The sequence below is a fragment of the Kurthia zopfii genome (genome assembly GCF_003143955.1).
GTDB lineage: Bacteria > Bacillota > Bacilli > Bacillales_A > Planococcaceae > Kurthia > Kurthia zopfii.
Map to the genome: position 1 here is coordinate 11,739 of NZ_QFVS01000024.1, position 18,921 is coordinate 30,659.

The 18,921-nt window shown below is 37.3% G+C and carries 15 protein-coding genes; 1 reads left to right on the forward strand and 14 read right to left on the reverse strand.

Annotation, left to right across the window (positions count from 1 at the left end; genetic code table 11):
* Positions 1-36: 36 nt before the first annotated feature.
* The 7 genes from meaB to lpdA form a co-directional block, all read right to left on the reverse strand.
* Positions 37-1,101: a methylmalonyl Co-A mutase-associated GTPase MeaB gene (meaB, locus tag DF281_RS09470; protein ID WP_109350017.1), complete on the reverse strand. Its 1,065-nt coding sequence runs from the start codon at positions 1,099-1,101 to the stop codon at positions 37-39.
* Complete coding sequence (scpA, locus tag DF281_RS09475) at positions 1,101-3,248, reverse strand: methylmalonyl-CoA mutase (RefSeq protein ID WP_109350018.1); 2,148 nt, start codon at positions 3,246-3,248, stop codon at positions 1,101-1,103. The genes meaB and scpA overlap by 1 nt, the downstream gene beginning before the upstream one ends.
* Positions 3,245-4,900: a methylmalonyl-CoA mutase family protein gene (locus DF281_RS09480; RefSeq protein ID WP_109350019.1), complete on the reverse strand. Its 1,656-nt coding sequence runs from the start codon at positions 4,898-4,900 to the stop codon at positions 3,245-3,247. Before DF281_RS09480 ends, scpA begins: the two co-directional genes overlap by 4 nt.
* A gap of 119 nt (positions 4,901-5,019) precedes the next feature.
* A complete protein-coding gene (locus DF281_RS09485; protein WP_109350020.1) occupies positions 5,020-6,267 on the reverse strand; it encodes a dihydrolipoamide acetyltransferase family protein in 1,248 nt (415 codons plus the stop codon).
* A gap of 11 nt (positions 6,268-6,278) precedes the next feature.
* Positions 6,279-7,265: an alpha-ketoacid dehydrogenase subunit beta gene (locus DF281_RS09490; RefSeq protein ID WP_109350021.1), complete on the reverse strand. Its 987-nt coding sequence runs from the start codon at positions 7,263-7,265 to the stop codon at positions 6,279-6,281.
* Positions 7,265-8,254: a thiamine pyrophosphate-dependent dehydrogenase E1 component subunit alpha gene (locus DF281_RS09495; protein WP_109350022.1), complete on the reverse strand. Its 990-nt coding sequence runs from the start codon at positions 8,252-8,254 to the stop codon at positions 7,265-7,267. The genes DF281_RS09490 and DF281_RS09495 overlap by 1 nt, the downstream gene beginning before the upstream one ends.
* An 11-nt stretch (positions 8,255-8,265) precedes the next feature.
* On the reverse strand, positions 8,266-9,669 hold the full coding sequence (gene lpdA / locus DF281_RS09500; protein ID WP_109350023.1) for a dihydrolipoyl dehydrogenase: 1,404 nt from the start codon (positions 9,667-9,669) through the stop codon (positions 8,266-8,268).
* Positions 9,670-9,964: 295 nt separating this feature from the next.
* Between lpdA and DF281_RS09505 the strand changes: the two genes are divergently transcribed.
* Complete coding sequence (locus DF281_RS09505; protein WP_109350024.1) at positions 9,965-10,201, forward strand: DUF2627 domain-containing protein; 237 nt, start codon at positions 9,965-9,967, stop codon at positions 10,199-10,201.
* Between the two features lie 52 nt (positions 10,202-10,253).
* Here the strand turns inward: DF281_RS09505 and DF281_RS09510 are convergent, their stop codons facing one another.
* The 7 genes from DF281_RS09510 to dxs all read right to left on the reverse strand — a co-directional run bounded on the left by DF281_RS09510 (position 10,254) and on the right by dxs (position 18,919).
* Positions 10,254-10,952, reverse strand: coding sequence for a glycerophosphodiester phosphodiesterase (locus DF281_RS09510; RefSeq protein WP_109350025.1), 699 nt, complete (start codon positions 10,950-10,952; stop codon positions 10,254-10,256).
* On the reverse strand, positions 10,945-12,513 hold the full coding sequence (locus DF281_RS09515; protein WP_109350026.1) for a FapA family protein: 1,569 nt from the start codon (positions 12,511-12,513) through the stop codon (positions 10,945-10,947). Before DF281_RS09515 ends, DF281_RS09510 begins: the two co-directional genes overlap by 8 nt.
* A 304-nt stretch (positions 12,514-12,817) precedes the next feature.
* Positions 12,818-13,612 (reverse strand): sporulation transcription factor Spo0A, encoded by a 795-nt coding sequence (gene spo0A / locus DF281_RS09520; RefSeq protein WP_109350027.1) that lies wholly within the window; start codon positions 13,610-13,612, stop codon positions 12,818-12,820.
* A gap of 259 nt (positions 13,613-13,871) precedes the next feature.
* Positions 13,872-15,563 (reverse strand): DNA repair protein RecN, encoded by a 1,692-nt coding sequence (recN, locus tag DF281_RS09525; protein ID WP_109350028.1) that lies wholly within the window; start codon positions 15,561-15,563, stop codon positions 13,872-13,874.
* A 27-nt stretch (positions 15,564-15,590) separates the two neighbouring features.
* A complete protein-coding gene (gene ahrC, locus DF281_RS09530) occupies positions 15,591-16,040 on the reverse strand; it encodes a transcriptional regulator AhrC/ArgR (protein ID WP_109350029.1) in 450 nt (149 codons plus the stop codon).
* A 153-nt stretch (positions 16,041-16,193) separates the two neighbouring features.
* Positions 16,194-17,015: a TlyA family RNA methyltransferase gene (locus DF281_RS09535; protein WP_109350030.1), complete on the reverse strand. Its 822-nt coding sequence runs from the start codon at positions 17,013-17,015 to the stop codon at positions 16,194-16,196.
* Positions 17,015-18,919, reverse strand: a complete 1,905-nt coding sequence (gene dxs, locus DF281_RS09540) for a 1-deoxy-D-xylulose-5-phosphate synthase (RefSeq protein WP_109350031.1) — start codon at positions 18,917-18,919, stop codon at positions 17,015-17,017. The genes DF281_RS09535 and dxs overlap by 1 nt, the downstream gene beginning before the upstream one ends.
* Positions 18,920-18,921: the final 2 nt, after the last annotated feature.

The following is an 18,921-nucleotide window of genomic DNA, read 5'->3' on the forward strand; positions in this document are numbered from 1 at the left end:
TTAGCTAACTAGTAGCCAACGCCTCTTTATGATTTATTATTTAAAAAGTTGTTCGATTCCTTGTGCAACGGTTAGCTCGCCTTTTAAAATCTCTTTTTCGAGCGCAGCTACAGTTTCTTTCTTGCCAGGTGTACCGTAGAAGTCATCTACTAATTGATCTAAAATCATCGCCTTAAACCAATCTGTCGTTTGATCATTGCGACGTGTATTCCAACCCCCGTTTTCTAATCCTTGTAATCTAAATTCTTCAATTGTCGTCCAAATTTTATCCAGGCCCTTACGCTCATAAGATGAAGCGGACATTGCCTTAGTCGTCCATTTTGGCGTTGCAGGCTGCAATAAATGAATCATTTGCTTATACTCTGCGACTGTTTTCTTCGCATTTCGAACATTATCTCCATCTGCTTTATGCACGACGATGGTATCCGCCAATTCCATAATACCTTTTTTCATTCCTTGAAGTTCATCACCAGCACCCGTTAGTACTAGTAATAGGAAGAAATCAACCATACCTCGGACAATTGTCTCACTTTGACCGACGCCAACCGTTTCAATTAAGATGACATCGTATCCAGCAGCTTCACAAAGTAACATTGTTTCACGCGTTTTCTTATGCACGCCACCTAATGTCCCGGCAGATGGCGATGGTCGGATAAATGCTTTCGGTTCACGCGACAATTCTTCCATGCGCGTTTTATCCCCTAAAATACTGCCACCTGTAATGGAAGAACTTGGGTCGATTGCTAGAACAGCTACCCGATGACCAGCATCAATTAACATTTTTCCAAAAGTTTCGATAAAAGTACTCTTACCTGCTCCTGGGACCCCAGTAATACCGATTCTTATTGATTTACCAGTATAACTTAGCAATGTTTTTAATAGTGACTGACCTTCTACTTTATCCTCGAGATTTGAACTTTCTAATAAAGTAATAGCTTTCGCTAAATGCAGTTTAGATCCAGACTTCACATCTGTAGCCAACTGTTCAATATCAACTGGCTTTCTCTTTTTTACAAATTTACGTCTTTTCATCGGCTCCATGCCATCATGTACTGCCTTAACCCCTGGTTGTACAAATAAAGCAGATTCGTGATCTGACATTAAGCTTCTTCGTATCCTAGTCTTTCGTAAATGATTTCAATCATTTTTTGAGAAGCAATCGGCAATACCGTACCAGGTCCGAAAATTGCTGCTGCTCCTGCTTCATATAAGAAATCATAATCTTGTGCTGGAATAACGCCACCTACAATTACGACAATATCTTCACGACCAAGTTTTTTCAGTTCAGCCATTAATTCTGGTACTAATGTTTTATGTCCGGCTGCTAATGAAGATACGCCTACACAGTGAACATCATTTTCTACAGCCATAATAGCCGCTTCTTCTGGCGTCATGAATAATGGCGAAATATCAACGTCAAAGCCAAAGTCTGCATATGCAGTTGCAACGACTTTCGCACCACGGTCATGACCATCTTGTCCCATTTTAGCTACTAAAATACGTGGGCGACGACCTTCATTTTCTAAAAATTCATCTGTCATTTCTTTTACTTCGCGAATTGCTTCACGATCAGAGTAGTTAGATGCGTAAACACCGCTAATTGAACGAATGATCGCTTTATGACGACCTGAGATATCTTCAATTGCATCTGAAATTTCGCCAAGTGTAGCACGAGCGCGAGCTGCATCAACTGCCACAGCTAGTAAATTCTCGCCACCATCTTGAGCCGCTTTTGTCAGACGAACTAAATGACGTTGAACTTCCGCATCATCACGATCGTCTTTCATCTTATTAATACGGTCAATTTGAGATTGGCGCACTAGCGTGTTATCGATATCTAAGATTTCAATTGGTTCTTCTTCTGTTAAGCGATATTTATTAACGCCGATAATCGTTTCTGATTTCGAGTCAATCTTAGCTTGGCGTTTCGCAGCTGCTTCTTCCACTTTCATCTTCGGAAGGCCTGTTTCAATCGCTTTTGCCATACCACCTAATTCTTCGATTTCATTAATTAACTTCCATGCTGATTCCGTAAGTTCATCCGTTAATTTCTCAACATAATATGAACCACCCCATGGATCAATTGTTTTCGTCATCGTCGTTTCTTCTTGTAAGAATAGTTGCGTATTACGTGCGATTCGTGCTGAGAAGTCAGTCGGTAATGCGATTGCTTCATCTAATGCATTCGTATGCAACGATTGTGTATGCCCCATTGTTGCAGCATTTGCCTCAATTAGTGTACGCGTTACATTATTAAATGGATCTTGTTCTGTTAGAGACCATCCAGATGTTTGCGAGTGCGTACGTAAAGCTAATGTTTTAGGGTTTTTCGGGTTAAATGTAGACATCATTTGAGCCCAAATACGACGTGCTGCACGCATTTTTGCGATTTCCATATAATAGTTCATACCAATCGCCCAGAAGAATGATAGACGTGGAGCAAACTTATCGATATCGATGCCAGCTTTTAAACCTGTACGAACATATTCAAGTCCATCTGCAAGTGTATAAGCTAATTCAATATCATTCGTAGCGCCTGCTTCTTGAATATGGTAGCCCGAAATCGAAATCGAGTTGAATTTCGGCATGAATTTTGATGTATATTCAAAAATATCCGCAATAATTTTCATCGACATTTCTGGTGGATAAATATATGTGTTACGAACCATATATTCCTTTAAAATATCATTTTGAATTGTACCAGCTAGTTTGTCAGGTGATACACCTTGTTCTTCTGCTGTCACAATATAGAATGCTAAAATTGGTAATACAGCACCATTCATCGTCATCGAAACTGACATTTGATCCAATGGAATACCAGAGAACAGGATTGACGTATCTTCTACTGAATCGATTGCTACGCCGGCTTTACCAACATCACCTGTTACACGGGGGTGATCTGAGTCATAGCCACGGTGAGTCGCTAAATCGAATGCTACTGAAAGTCCTTTTTGCCCCATCGCTAAGTTACGGCGGTAAAAGGCATTTGATTCTTCGGCAGTAGAGAAACCTGCATATTGACGAATAGTCCAAGGTCTACCTACGTACATTGTAGGGTAAGGTCCACGTGTATTTGGCGCGATACCAGCTAAGTCATTTAAGTGTTTTAACCCTTCATTATCTACAGCTGTGTAAACCGATTTCACTTCAATATCTTCATTTGATAAAAAAGTTTGCTCATCCGCTGTAATTTGTTCATTTGTTAAAACTTCATCGATGTTCACTTGATTGAATTTTGGCATGCTCATCGTTGAACCTCCTTCATACTTGCTTGTACGCCCGTTAATTTTTCGTAAATATTGATTCCTGCAAATACATAACTATTTAATCCACGCTCAGTCCAATCAGTTTTGAACTTACCTGCAGCATCTAAAATGACAGTTGCTGGTTTTGCAGCTAGAATCGCATCAATATTTTCAGTTAAATCATCATCTGTTGCCGAAATAATAACATAATCAGCTGTCGAATTTTTCAGCGTTTGTTGAATGATAGAAATGTCAGTCGATGGCTCTGTTACTTCTGGTTCAATCCCAGCAGTAGCAAGCACACCTTTCACAAAATCAGTTCTTGGTTTCGTCGTTTTCAATTGACCAAATGGAATAATTTGAACATTCATCGGATGCTCTTTGAAAGCAATTCTTAAATTTTCAAATGGCTCTGCTAAACGATTCACAGTCACAAAATCTTCTGAAGGCACTTCTTCAGTTGGATCTGCGTAATTATTCGTTCCTACTAGTACAGTTTTACGTTTTTGAACTTTTTCAATACGTTCATTCCAAGATTTTTCTAAATCAGTGTCAATCATTGATTTCGCAGCAGTGTAACCGCCAGCTTCTTGAATTTCCAAGAAGTAAGCCCAAGCATCTTTCACTAACTCATTCGTTAATGTTTCGATGAAGTATGATCCACCTGCAGGATCGAAAACGCGCGTTACTTGAGATTCTTCTTTAATTACTAATGCTACATTTCGTGCAATACGAACTGATTGATTCGTTGGACCAGTCAAAATATTGTGAGGGTGAACGGTTACTAAATCCGCTCCACCAATTACGGCAGAAAATGCTTCGTTGCCAGCTCTTAACAAGTTTACATATACGTCTAATTTAGAAAATGAGCGTAATGAAGTTTCTGTTAAAATCTTAACCGGCTGCGGCTTTTCAATTCCATATGCTTTTGCAAACGCTTTCCATAATACTCTGAATGCACGGATTTTAGAAACCGCCATAAAGAAGTGCGTATCAACTGCGAAAGACGCGAAGAATTTTTTCTCAAAATCTTCAAAGTTTGTATCTTTTATTTGATCAGCTGCTTGTGCTAATGCAATTGCTAATTCTTGAGTAGATGTCGCGCCATTGTAATGGGCATCCACCGTGTAAGCGTTTGTATTTCGAACATTCGGAAAACCTTCGATAGTGTAATGCTCGTTTGATTGGATATAACCAATTTGATTTTTATTTTCAATATATTTAAAAACATTAAGAACCGCTGGATCCTCAACATTTATTCGGAAAGGATGATTTGATAATAGTGTACCGAGCTTTTGAAGTGCCTCATCTGTCCAATTAAAATTCACTTTTCCAATTGAAACAAATTCGTTTCCTCTTTTAATCGATTCTTCTGATTGCGCAACAAATTCTTCAATATTATTACCATATGCTGCTTGTGCGACCCCAAATGCACCTTCAGTTTTCATAGATCGAATCGTAGAAGTTTGTTCTTCTAATTTCCCATCTAATTTCTCAAAAAGAGTTTCCTTTGTATAAAGTGGTTCGAGTGTAATCCCCTCGATTGTTTTAGTCAACAGTGATTCAAAAGGTTTGCCTTTCAATGCTGATTCAGCAGCAACCTTCCAATCTTCATAGCTTGGTTTTTCGAAATTTACTTCTCTCATGTTTGTCATACGGACGCGTTGACGCTTCCCCCCTTCAATGATTCTATGTTCTATTCTACACAAGAAAAGGTGAACGGAAAAGAAAAAAAAAATCAGAAAACCATTAAAGAATGGTTTTCTGACTGTTCTTAATATACAGAAGTGCTTGAAATATTCATGTTTTCTAGCAATTCTTTGACGCGAGCGAGAAACTTACCGCAAATCAAACCATCTAAAATTCGATGATCTAATGATAAACATAAATTTACCATATCGCGTGCAGCAAACATTCCGTCGCCGATGATCACGGGTTTTTTGACAATCGATTCGACTTGTAAAATCGCTGCTTGTGGCGCATTAATGATACCCGCTGAATGAACCGAACCGAATGAACCAGTATTATTCACCGTAAATGTACCACCTGACATATCTTGAACAGATAGGCGCTTTTTACGACCTTTTTCAGCTAAGCTCGCAATTTGACTAGCAATCCCAGCAATTGAAAGTTGATCACAGTTTTGAATCACAGGTACGAATAATTCATCATCTGAAGCGACCGCAATTGACATATTGACTGCTTTCTTCTGAATGATTGAATCACCTTTCCATACAGAATTCATCATCGGATACTCTTTTAATGCTTGCGCAACTGCTTTTACGAAAAAGGCAAAATACGTTAAGTTATAGCCTTCTTGCTCTTTAAATTGATTTTTATGAGCATTTCTTAATTTCACTAAATCTGTAACATCCACTTCAATCGTCATCCACGCATGTGGGATTTGCGTCACACTATCCGTCATACGTTTTGCGATTGTTTTGCGAATTGAAGTAACTGGAATAACAACATCCCCGTTTTCTTCAGGTGTAGCTTCTTTCACCTGCGTATCTCGAATAGCTGGTTTTTCTTCATGCGTTAGTTGCGACGACATGATCCCAGATTCGACTGCGCGCATAACATCTTTACGCGTAACACGACCACCCGAACCAGTTCCTTCTATTAAATCAATATTTAAATGATACTCATCAATTAATTTCCCTACTACTGGTGAAACGCGTTTTTTAGAAGTTGCATCTGATTTAGTAGCAGATTTCACAGGTTTTTCAACAGGACTTTGAACAACCGCTTCTGTTGCGGTAGAAGTTTCTTGCGTTCCTTCATGCTCAACCACTATAGAACAAACGATTTCTCCTACAGCAACCGTTTCCCCTTCTTGAACTAAAATTTCTTGAATGGTACCTGACAATTGTGAAGGTAAGTCAGCAGTTACTTTATCCGTCGTCAATTCAGCTAATGAATCATACTGTTCAACTTGATCCCCTGGCTTTACTAACCAACGATCAATTGTACCTTCTGTAACACTTTCACCAAGTTGTGGCATTTTAATGTACTCTAACATAGTTCATCCCCCTAAAATGCTGCTAGTTTTATGATTGCTTCTTCAATTTGATCTGTTGTCACCATAAAGTCTTTTTCAAGCGCTTGTGCATATGGCATAGATGGTGCATTTGGTGCTGCAAGGCGATTAATTGGTGCATCTAAATCAAATAAACAATGCTCCGCAATAATTGCCGCAACTTCCCCAATAATACTACCTTCTAAATTATCTTCCGTTAAAAGTAACACTTTGCCCGTTACTTTTGCCGCTTCAATAATCGCTTCTTGATCAAGAGGGTAGATTGTACGTAAATCAAGTACATGTACTGAAATATCTTTTTCCTCTGCTAATTGTTCTGCAATTTTCAAAGTTTGCTCAACCATTAAACCATAAGTAATGACTGTGACATCTTCACCCTGTCTCTTGACATCAGCTTTCCCGATTGGTACAACATAGTCTTCATTCGGTACTTCACCTTTTAGCAATCTGTAAGCTTTTTTATGTTCAAAATACAATACTGGATCTGGGTCTCGAATGGCCGCTTTCAATAATCCTTTTGCATCAGCTGGATTTGATGGAATAACGATTTTCAACCCTGGTTGATTCGCAAACATCGCTTCCACAGATTGTGAGTGATATAGTCCGCCGTGAACCCCGCCGCCAAATGGAGCGCGCACTACTAAAGGACAGCTCCAATCATTGTTTGAGCGGTAACGAATTTTAGCTGCTTCAGAAACAATTTGATTGACTGCTGGCATAATGAAATCTGCGAATTGCATTTCAGCTATTGGTTTCATGCCATACATTGCAGCACCGATTGCTACACCAGCGATTGCTGATTCGGCAAGTGGTGTATCGAGTACGCGATCCGCGCCAAATTCGTCATATAATCCATCAGTCGCTCTAAATACGCCGCCTTTTTTACCGACGTCTTCTCCAAGGATAAAGACATTTTCATCTCGTTGCATCTCTTCTCTAATTGCTTCATTAATCGCTTCAATATAAGAAATTGTTCTCATCATTTATCCTCCCCTTCGGCATAGACATAGCGTAAATTATCTTCTAATGATGCATATGGGGCTTCATCCGCATATTTCGTCGCTTCATTTATTTCAATTTTAAGTTTTGCTTCCATGTCATTTTTGATTTCTTCCGTCAGCAATCCATTTTCTACTAAATATTTTTCGAAAAGAATTACGCCATCTTTCGCCTTATCATCATTCAATTCTTCATCGGTACGGTAAATACGATGATCATCATCTGATGAATGGGGTGTTAATCTATGGCAAAGCGCTTCGATCAACGCTGGTTTTCCAGAATCTCTCGCACTCTTGACCGCTAAGTATACTGCAATTGGATCTGTCCCATCTACAACTTCGCCATGCATATTATAGCTTGTTGATCGTTGCGCAACTGTAGCACTCGCAACTTGTTGATCATAATGTGTAGAAATCGCATATTGATTATTTTCAACCATTGTAATAACTGGCAGTTGATGAACACCAACGAAATTTAATCCTTCATGGAAATCTCCTTGGTTTGATGAACCTTCTCCAAGCGTTACAAAAGTGTAGAAATCTTGTTTTTTCATTTTCCCTGCTAAAGCCACTCCCGCTGCATGAACAACTTGAGTTGTCACAGGTGAAGAACCCGTAATGATTCGGTTTTTCTTTTGGCCCCAATGCGCTTGCATTTGACGACCACCAGAGTTCGGATCTTCGCCTTTTGCAAATGCATTCAACATAATATCTCTTACTGTCATGCCAGCCTCTAAAACAAGTCCTAGGTCACGATAGTATGGTGCTAGGTAATCCTTCGTTAAATCAAGTGCTAAAGCCGCTCCAATTTGTGCCGCTTCCTGTCCTTGACATGAAATTACGAAAGGTATTTTCCCTGAACGATTCAGTAACCAAAGTCGTTCATCCACTCGTCTAGCTCGTAGCATTCCATAATACATCTTTAATACGAACTCATCTGAAATTCCATGTTCTTTATGAGAAATCGTCATTTTTTCTCCCCCTAAAAATGAATTGCTCCATCTGTAATTGATAAAGCTACTTCTTGCATTACTTCGCTAACACTTGGATGCGGATGGATCGTATGTGCCACTTCCCAAGATGAAGCATCTAAAGTGAACGCTAAACTCATCTCTGCTATTAACTCTGTTACATGATCTCCGATTAAATGAACACCTACTAAATCATCCGTGTCAGCATCTACAATCATCTTTATAAATCCTTCATGCTTGCCATTGATCAACGCTTTGGCATTTGCAGTGAAAGGGAATTTCTTCACTTTAATATTTTCGTGTTTTTCTTTTGCATCTTTTTCCGTCAAACCGATATGCGCGATTTCTGGATTGCTGTAAATACAACTTGGTATCGCCGTATCATTGATTGCTGGCTTAAGACCTGCCATATGTTCGACAGCATGAATGGCTTCTTTAGACGCGACATGCGCTAATTGAATACCACCAATAACATCGCCAGCAGCGTAAATATGACTTTCCTTCGTTTGATAGTTTTTATTTACTTTAATAAATCCACCATCAAGTTGTGCATCTGTATTTTCTAGCCCAATACCATTCGTATTCGGCTGTCTACCAATGGCGATCACAACCTTATCAACTTCAAGTTGTTGATCTGTACATTTCACATGCACTTTTTGCCCAACAATTTCACACGATTCAACAGTTTGCTTAACTAAGATTTTCGTATTTTTAGCTTCAAAAGATTTAGAAAGTTCTTTTACGATATCCTGTTCCTCTGTCGGTAAAATACGCTCTCCCGCTTCTATGATCGTTACTTCCACTCCAAGGTCTTGCATAATTGAAGCCCATTCAACTCCGATGACACCACCACCTATAATCGCAATGCTCTTAGGTAGTTCCTCCATTTTCACAAGGCCATCTGAAGTCAGAATCATTTGCTCGTCAATTTCAATTGATGGAATTTGTCGTGGTTTAGATCCTGTACATACTAATAGATTTTTCGGTACGAGCATTTCATTTTCTTGATTTTCGCCAAAATCTACTGATACAGTACCAGGTAATGGTGAGAAAATTGACGGCCCTAGAATTCTTCCTGTACCTGTGAAAACATCAATCTTCCCTTTTTTCATGAGTGATTGAATGCCGCTATGAAGCTGCTCTACGACATCATTTTTTCTTGTATGCGCTTTCTTATAATCAAATTCGACATTTTCAAATGTGATGCCGAAGTCTTCAATCGATGTTAATGCATTATATTTCTCGGCACTTTTAAGTAATGCCTTAGTTGGAATGCATCCTTTATGTAAACAAGTACCACCTAATTTAGCCTGTTCCACAATCGCCACTTTCAATTTTAACTGTGATGCTCTAATTGCAGCAACATAACCAGCAGGACCCCCGCCTAAAATAACTAAGTCGTATTCTTTAGCCATTGAAATACCCCCTATAATAAGTTGTGGAAAATTATACTTCTATTTTATTTATAACATAAGCTATTAAGTAATACCGGTATTAAATGTCATTAAAACATATATGACATTTATAATGATTCCCTAATCTAAAAATAAAAACCTTTTACTTAATTGTCAGAAAATTATGTTTAAATACATATTTCTTCTATATTAAACGATTATTTTCTCGCTCAATTCGATTTTAACTAAAAATCATCTTCTTGACAATCTATAACAATTGGGTAAAATTGTCTAAGATAGTAAAAGGAGTGAGAAAATGGCTAGATTCTTGGCTTTTGTCGTATTATTAATTCCTATTTTGGCTACCGCTGGAGGGATCAAATTAATTCGAGATACATTATTTTCGAAATTAGTTTCGCCTTTTCCATTTATTTGGCTGCAACTACTAGTCGGTGTTATTTTATTCCTTGCTGGTTTTTTATTTCTCGCAGGTTTCTTACTTAATCGCGATCGAAAGCAAGGTAAGGTTTCGCCACGTTTTGCAAAAAAGTGAGCGATTAATATGCATATAGAAAAAGGAAATTGCATAAGCAATTTCCTTTTTTCTATATTTGTGCATCAGCTATTCGTTCAGGTTCATCTGTAATCCATCCAACGACTGATTCATGAGGATTCGCTAAGTATTTTTCATTGCCTACAACCCCGTAAACTCGAATTGATTTATTCGTTTCACTCGCCTTTTGTAAGTATCGATCTTTATAATAAAATCGTTTATTTACATGGAGGGTGTCCAGCCAAGGCATATCTGACAACTGTTCCCAATCAAATTTCCTCGTTGGGATAAATGCTACTTCTGCATTCGCATTCATTTTTTTAATGCTATAAAGTACATCTTCATGGAAGGATGAAAAGTGAATATTGGTTAAATTTTTCGTCTTTTTAACGATAATTTCAATATCATCTTCTTTTCCTTGAAAAGATTCTTTCAACTCAATATTCATCGGAATCCCATTAGGAACAACCCAATCAAGCAATTCTGAAAAAGTTAAAATAGGATTTGAATCCCCTTTTAACTTCATTTTTCGCAAGTCATTTAATGTCACTTCATTCGTATCAATCGATTTACCTGTTAGACTTTTTAAATTTAAATCATGTGTGACAACTGCTACGCGGTCCTTCGTTAATTGTAAATCAAATTCGATACCGGTCGCATAATGATTCATCGCATCCTTCATCGCTTCTAATGAATTTCCTCTTGCTGACTTCGCGTATCCTCGGTGAGCATAGATTGGTAATTTAGACATTCAGTTCACCATCTTCAAGTTTAAATTTGCCATTTGTTTTAGTTTTAATCATTGTCGATCGTTTTCCAATTTTAATAATTGTTCCTTCAAAAGCATCTTTTGTAACGACGATTTTTTCATCGCCAGCTTCCTTTAACTGCTTTAAATTTTGTTGTATTTCATGATTTAGTTGGAATATCGATGATTTTTTTATTTCAAATTGGAATTTCGTATCTTCAAATGATTCTTTTTGTTGTTGATTCATTTTACTAATAAACGATTCTAATTGGACGATTTTTTTCTCAAGATCGGCTACTTCTTTTTCGAGTTCTTTAATTTTTGCTGCTTTAAATTGAATTTCACCCATTTTTTCTTTTTGATCAATTGCATGAATAATCAATTCAGTTTTTCTTTCATGGCTATTGCCCGCTACTGACGTAAAAATTGCAGATTTCGCCTCGACCATACCGCCAATGATTTTCCCTTTTTGCTCATCTAATCGCACAATTCTACCACGAAGATGCGAGCCAATAGAATATGTTTCAATACAGATTTCTTCCTCTGCCTCAATATTCGCTTCGTTCGCATGGCGGACATACACATTCCCACCCGCTTTAATTTGTGTTTTTGCATGACCAAAAACACCTCCACGAATATAAACATCACCCTGTGTCGATTCGATCAATTTCGCTCCTGATACACCATCAGATGCCTCAATAGAGATATCCCCCGTTGCTCGAATAGAAAAGCCTGGCAAAACAGTCCCTTTGACCGTAATGGAGCCGTTAAACTCCACATTACCTGTTTCGACTCCAATATCAGTGCCAATATTTAAATGATTCAAAATACTAATCATGCCATTTGCATCATCTAAAACCCCACGATTTTTCGCACGAATGATGATTTTACCATTTTCTTCACTTTCGTAAACTGATGTCGGATTATATTTCAGCACGAGATCTTTACCTGCTTTTGCTGGAATTTCCTTACCCAATACATCCATACCTTTTTCACCGGAAGAACAAGGAATTTTCTCGCCAAGCCAATCATCTTTTTCAATTTCGTAAATAAAACTCATATCACTAAAATCAGCTCTGCCGTTCTCACTTATTTTAGGTTTTTTGATTGGATTTTGAAAATAGGTAATTTTTGCATCCGCACCTTCTTGCGGTTTTTTACCTTCTGCAATAATATGTTTCTTTTTTTCTAACTCGGTCCACAGCACTCGCTTCAAACCGAATTCAATACCCATTTCTTTAGCAATTCTCGTTATCTTATCATTCAATTCATCTTCACTCGTTACAGAAAGTCGCGGATCTTCATGAAATAATAAATTTGCAGACATATAATCTTTTGAAATTGAAATATCCATTTCAGGTAATAGGACACCGACTTCTACAAAATCACTCATTGGTGAATCGAAAACTTTTTTCAATTCAAGAAAACTTTTGATTTTAACTCGAGGAAAATCTTTGATTAAAGGCTCGAAGTCTTTGATCGTTACTTCTTCATTTAGTTTTTTTAAAAATACGATTTGATTTTCTGAAATGATTGCCAAATTATGATCCTTATAGATCTCCAAGATGTTCACCCTCTCTGTATTTAATCCATACAAATATTATCGTAGTATTAGGCCTTTTATTAAGTGTTTCCATTAAGAACAATCCCTATTACTTATATTAAAAACTTTAATTTCAAATTATACTAATTAACACAAACAAACATAGGTTTTTTTACCTATTTTTTCAATTGTTTTGTTGCACTATTATTACTATACCCATCGTATAAAAAAGTATAGCCTTATGCAAAAAAACTAATATTTACGCATATTTTCTTATTTTAAAAAAAGAACCGTGAATCATCACGGTTCAATAATCAATTTGAAATTATTTTTCAGCAGTTTCCAAACGAATTTTTTCGGCGACCATTGCGATGAACTCCGAATTCGTAGGTTTTTGTTTCATATGTTGTGTTGTATATCCAAATAGCTTAGAAACGGCTTCGTAATTACCACGGTCCCAAGCTAGGCCTATTGCATGACGAATCGCTCGTTCTACTCTTGAGGCAGTTGTATCACATTTTTTAGCGATTTCTGGATACAAAACCTTTGTGATTGAACTAAGTAAATCAACATCCTCATATACCATTTGGATTGCTTCCTTCATGTAGCCATAACCTTTAACATGTCCCGGTACGCCAATTTCTTTAATGATTGCCGTAATTCTGTTTTCCAGATTTGGTATGTTTTGCGTAGGGCTTAAAGCAACAAAGTCATTTTCTGTTTTCTTTTGAGCTCGGTCGTTTTTTCGTGTCGCACATTCAAGAATTTTCGATTCTAATCTTGAATATTCAAAAGGCTTAAGCATGAAATAAGCTGCACCTAAATCTGATGCTTGCTTCATTACATCTTCTTGGCCGAAAGCAGTTAGCATGATTACTTCTATTGATTTTAGACGCGCATCTTGATGAATCTCCTCAAGTACAGCTAATCCATCTAAATGAGGCATAATAATGTCTAAGATCAATACATCCGGTACATCATCCTCTAGTAAGTTTAAGCATTGCTTCCCATTTGAAGCTGTATGGATTACTTCAATCTCACTATTTCGTTGTAAATAAGTTACAAGTGACGCAACTAATTCTTTGTTATCGTCCGCAATTGCTACTTTAACTTGAGCCATTTAATTTCCTCCTATACGACCTACTTCAATGTCATTGCACATTGTATTAATTGTAACAAAATTTAATATAAAAAAAAACGGTTTTTACCATTTACTTTCAAACAATTGTTTATATTTTTCAGTTTATAAAGGATTTTTTGTATAAAATAGCATATATTAGTAATTGTTAGTAAACTTTTGATTATTATTTTTCGTAATACGAAGAAAAAAGGCAATGTATTGAAAAGTAATTAACTTTTGTTTACATTGCTTTCTCTTTTTAATTCACTTTTTGAGAATTCGCTAACTCTACTAACTCTTTCGCATGCTGGAAAGTTTTTTCTGTAACGACTTGTCCAGACATCATACGGCTAATTTCATCAATTCGGTCATCGTTAAAAAGTTCGGTAAGAGAAGTCTTCGTGCGATTATCTTCTTCTTGTTTGCGAATATAGTAATGATGATCCGCCATAGCTGCAACTTGCGGTAAATGCGAAATACAAAGTACTTGAGAATTTCTAGAAATCAACGAAATTTTATTGGCAATTGCTTGCGCTACTCGACCGCTAACGCCGGTATCAACTTCATCAAAAATAATTGAAGTAATGCCCATTGTCGAAGAAAAAATGGTTTTTAATGCAATCATTATTCTCGACAGTTCACCACCCGAAGCAATTTTAGTCAATGGTTTCGGCGGTTCTCCTATATTTGTTGAGATGTAGAAGACGACTTCATCTACACCATTCTGATCGAAATTCCCTTCAGAATACTCATTAACTTGGACGATTAATTTTGCTCGTTCCATATATAATTCTTGTAATTGCGTCATTATTTTTTCAGCTAATTGAGTCCCGTATTCTTTACGAATAACAGTCAATTTCGCTGCTTGCTCGGCTAATTTCAATTCAAATTGTTTTAGTTTTTTCTCATTTTGTTGAATATTTTCATCACTATTTTCAAGTGTTTCAAGTTCCAAACCAATTTGAGCTCTATAATCTAAAACCTCCTGTAAAGAGTGGCCGTATTTACGTTTCATATTTTGGATTAGCGCTAACCTTTGCTCCACTTCGTTTAATCTCTCTGGATCAAACTCCATTTCATCAAGGCGATTTTTTAATGTAAATGCCGCTTCTTGTAAAGAATAAAATGCTTCAGAAACAGTACTTGATAGCTCTTTAAATTGATCGTCAACATTTGCGACATCTTCTAATTCCGACATCGCCTGACCAATCCAATCAATTCCTTTAGACTCACCTAATATCGCTTCATGAGCCAATGAGCTACCTTCAAAAATCTTATGGAAATTATTTAATCTTCGTCGTTCTTCCATCAATTCAGTTTCTTCATTCGCAAGGAATTTACAACGATCAATCTCTTTTATTTGGAATGAGTATAGATCAATTTTCTGTGCGATTTGCTGCTCACCTAAAGAAAGTGCCGCAAGTTCTGATTTTAATTCTTTATAAGATTGATATATTTCTATGTATTGCTGTTTTTCATCATAAATTGCTTCCCCTGCAAATTGATCCAATAAATTAATATGATGCTTATCATCCATTAATTCTTGTGACTCATGTTGTCCATGGATATCAATCAGTGTCGCTCCTACTTCTCGTAGCATTCCAATCGGCATAAGCTTCCCATTTACACGACAAACACTTTTACCGTGATCATTTAAGTCCCTGCGTAAAATAATCGTACCTTCATCTACTTCAATTCCCAGCTCTGCGCATTTATCAATTGCTGGATGCGCACCTTCTGGCAAAGTAAAAAGGCCCTCTAGTTCCGCCTTTTTTGCTCCATGACGAATAAACTCTTGAGAACCTCTCCCTCCTGCTAAAAGTTGAACTGCATCAATAATAATCGATTTCCCCGCACCTGTTTCGCCGGTAAGCACAGTTAATCCATTTTGGAATTCCACTGTTAGTTCATCGATAATCGCAAAGTTCTTGATTGAAAGTTCTTTTAACAAGATTTTCACCCCTAAATTAAATGGTTTTTATAACATTTCAAGTAATCGATTTTTAATAACTTCTCGCATCGATTCTTCGCGACAAAGAATCATGATCGTATCATCTCCACAGATTGTACCTAGTATTTCTGTCCAATCTAAATGGTCTAGAAGTGATCCAATAGCATGTGCATTACCTGGAAGTGTCTTCATTACTAAGAAATGACTAGCCCCATCGATCGATACAAATGCATCCGCTAAAGCTCTGTGTAGCTTCTGGATTGGATTGAATCGTTGATCGGCTGGTAAACTGTATTTGTAACGACCATCTTGCAAAGGTACTTTAATTAAATGTAATTCTTTAATATCACGTGAAATCGTAGCTTGGGTTACATTGTATCCCGCTTCTTTTAGTAAATCTACTAGCTCATCCTGTGTTTCAATTTCACGGTTTGCAATCATGTCACGAATTCTAATATGTCTTTGACTTTTATTCACTAATATCACCTCTATGCATAAATATGCCTTTTCATCATTACGTTATCATCATTTCTATTGAATGACAAGAGAAAAAGCAATTTACGGTATTTTCAACAGATTTTTATATTTTGCGTTAAAAAAACATAGTGCGCCTTAAAGACGCTACTATGTTTATTTTAATTGATTATGCGCTTCTTGTACAATCGCTTTTAGATCAACCGTATTTACGACTTCTTCCCCTTGAGTTGGGTTGTAAAGATGGAATAAAAATTCGATATTACCTTCTCCGCCTGTAATAGGTGAATACGAAGCATTTTTTAATGAAAATCCTAATTCAGTAGAGAATGAAGCGATTTTTTCTAAAACTTCTAAATGGACTTTCGCATCGCGAATGACACCTTTTTTCCCTACTTTTTCTTTGCCCGCTTCGAATTGTGGCTTCACTAAAGCAACAACATCTCCGCCTGGAACTAATAAAGTTTTAAGCACTGGAAGGATCAATTCTAATGAAATAAATGATACATCAATAGAAGTAAATTCAGGTAATCCCTCGACTAAATCTGGCCCTGTCACATAGCGGAAGTTTGTTTTCTCCATCACAGTGACACGTTCATCAGAGCGGATTTTCCATGCTAATTGATTCGAACCAACATCAAGTGCATAGGCATGTCGCGCACCATTTTGTAATGCACAATCTGTAAATCCACCAGTTGAAGAACCAATATCAAGCATTAGTTTGCCTTCAACTGACACATCAAATTGTTCTAATGCTTTTTCTAATTTAAGGCCACCGCGACTTACATATCGCAGTTGTTGGCCTTTAATTGTTAAATCTTGATCTACTGGTATTTTTTCGCCAGCTTTATCGACACGTACCTCTTTTGAGAATACTTGTCCTGCCATAATTGTACGTTTTGCTTTTTCACGTGTTTCACATAATCCTCGTTGTACGAGTAAAATATCAACGCGTTCTTTTTGGACTTTATCTGCCATTATGCTTCTAGACCTTCTTGTTCTGTTTTTTTCTGAACTAATTTTTCGATTCGTTTTTCAGCTTCTTCAGCCGTTAAATCGATATCACGCATTAGTAAGTCGACGCTACCATGTTCGATGAATTCATCTGGAATACCTAGGCGATCCGTGCATGAAGTATCATAACCGTGATCATTTGCAAACTCTAGTACCGCACTACCAAATCCACCTTGTAACATTGATTCTTCAATCGTTAATACAGGTTTTTTCGATTGATAAATACTGTGAAGCATTTCTTCGTCCAAAGGTTTGATGAAACGAGCATTGACGACTTCGACTTTAAGCCCTTTTTCTTCAAGTGCTTTTGCAGCTTCTTTAGCAAGTGGGATTGTCGTACCGAAAGTTAGAATCGTAGCATCGGCGCCTTCTTGTAACACTTCCCAAGTACCAATTGGAATAGCTTTCATTTCTTCGTCCATCGGTACACCTAAACCATTACCACGTGGGTAACGTAAGCAAATTGGACCGTCATCATAATCTAATGCGGTTTTAACCATATGTTGTCCTTCGTTTTCATCTTTCGGCATCATAATAACGATGTTCGGCATAGAACGTAGGAAGTTAATATCAAATACACCTTGATGTGTTTCTCCATCTGCTCCTACTAATCCCGAACGGTCAATTCCTACAAAAACATTTAGCTTTTGACGGCAAATATCATGTAGCATTTGATCATACGCACGTTGTAAGAATGTCGAATAGATTGCAAGGAATGGCTTTGTACCTTCTGCTGCCATACCCGCTGCCATCGTTGTAGCATGCTGTTCAGCAATACCTACATCGAAGAATCGGTTTGGAAACTCTTTTGCAAAGCCTTCTAATTTTGAACCAACAGGCATCGCTGGCGTAATCGTCACGACTCTTGGATCTTGACGAGCAATCTCTGAAACTGAATCTGCAATTAATTTAGACCAACCTGGAGCAGTGACTTTCGATTTAACGAAGTCCCCTGTTTCCATTTTATATGGGCCAGTACCATGCCATGTACCAATTGTATCGTTTTCAGCAGGTGAATAACCTTTACCTTTTTTCGTTACAACATGTACTAGAACAGGTCCTTCAATTTTTTTCGCACTATTTAATGTAGCTTCTAATGCTTCAAAATCATGCCCATTAATAGGCCCTAAATAAGTAAATCCAAGTTCCTCAAAGAACATGCCAGGAACAACTAAATATTTCAAGCCATCTTTAACGCGTTCAGCAGTAGATGCTAAACGATTTCCGAATGCTGGGATACGCTTTAATAAACCTTCTAAATCGTCTTTTGCACGATTATAAGGCGTAGCAGAACGCATTCTAGTTAACATATTATGCATCGCACCAACGTTTGGCGCAATTGACATTTCATTGTCATTTAAAATAACAGTCATATTCGTTTTTTCGTGACCAATATGGTTTAATGCTTCAAAAGCCATACCACCTGTTAAAGCTCCGTCACCGATAATTGGAACGACGAAATTCTTCTCGCCTTTGACATCTCTAGCAGCTGCCATTCCCATCGCACCTGATAAAGAAGTAGAACTATGGCCAGTTTCCCAAACATCATGTTCGCTTTCGTTGCGCTTCGGGAATCCACATAATCCTTTATATTGGCGTAACGTATCAAATTGATCCGCTCTGCCCGTTAAAATTTTATGAACATATGCTTGATGTCCAACATCAAATAAAAACTTATCTTCAGGGCTATTAAATACTCTATGAAGTGCGATTGTTAATTCGACAACTCCAAGATTTGGCCCGATATGCCCTCCTGTAATAGAACATTTCTCAATTAAAAATTTGCGAATATCTTCCGCTAAATCTTGTAATTGTTTTTTTGTTAAATTCTTTAGAAAGGATGGACTAGAAATTGTGTTTAAATCCATCA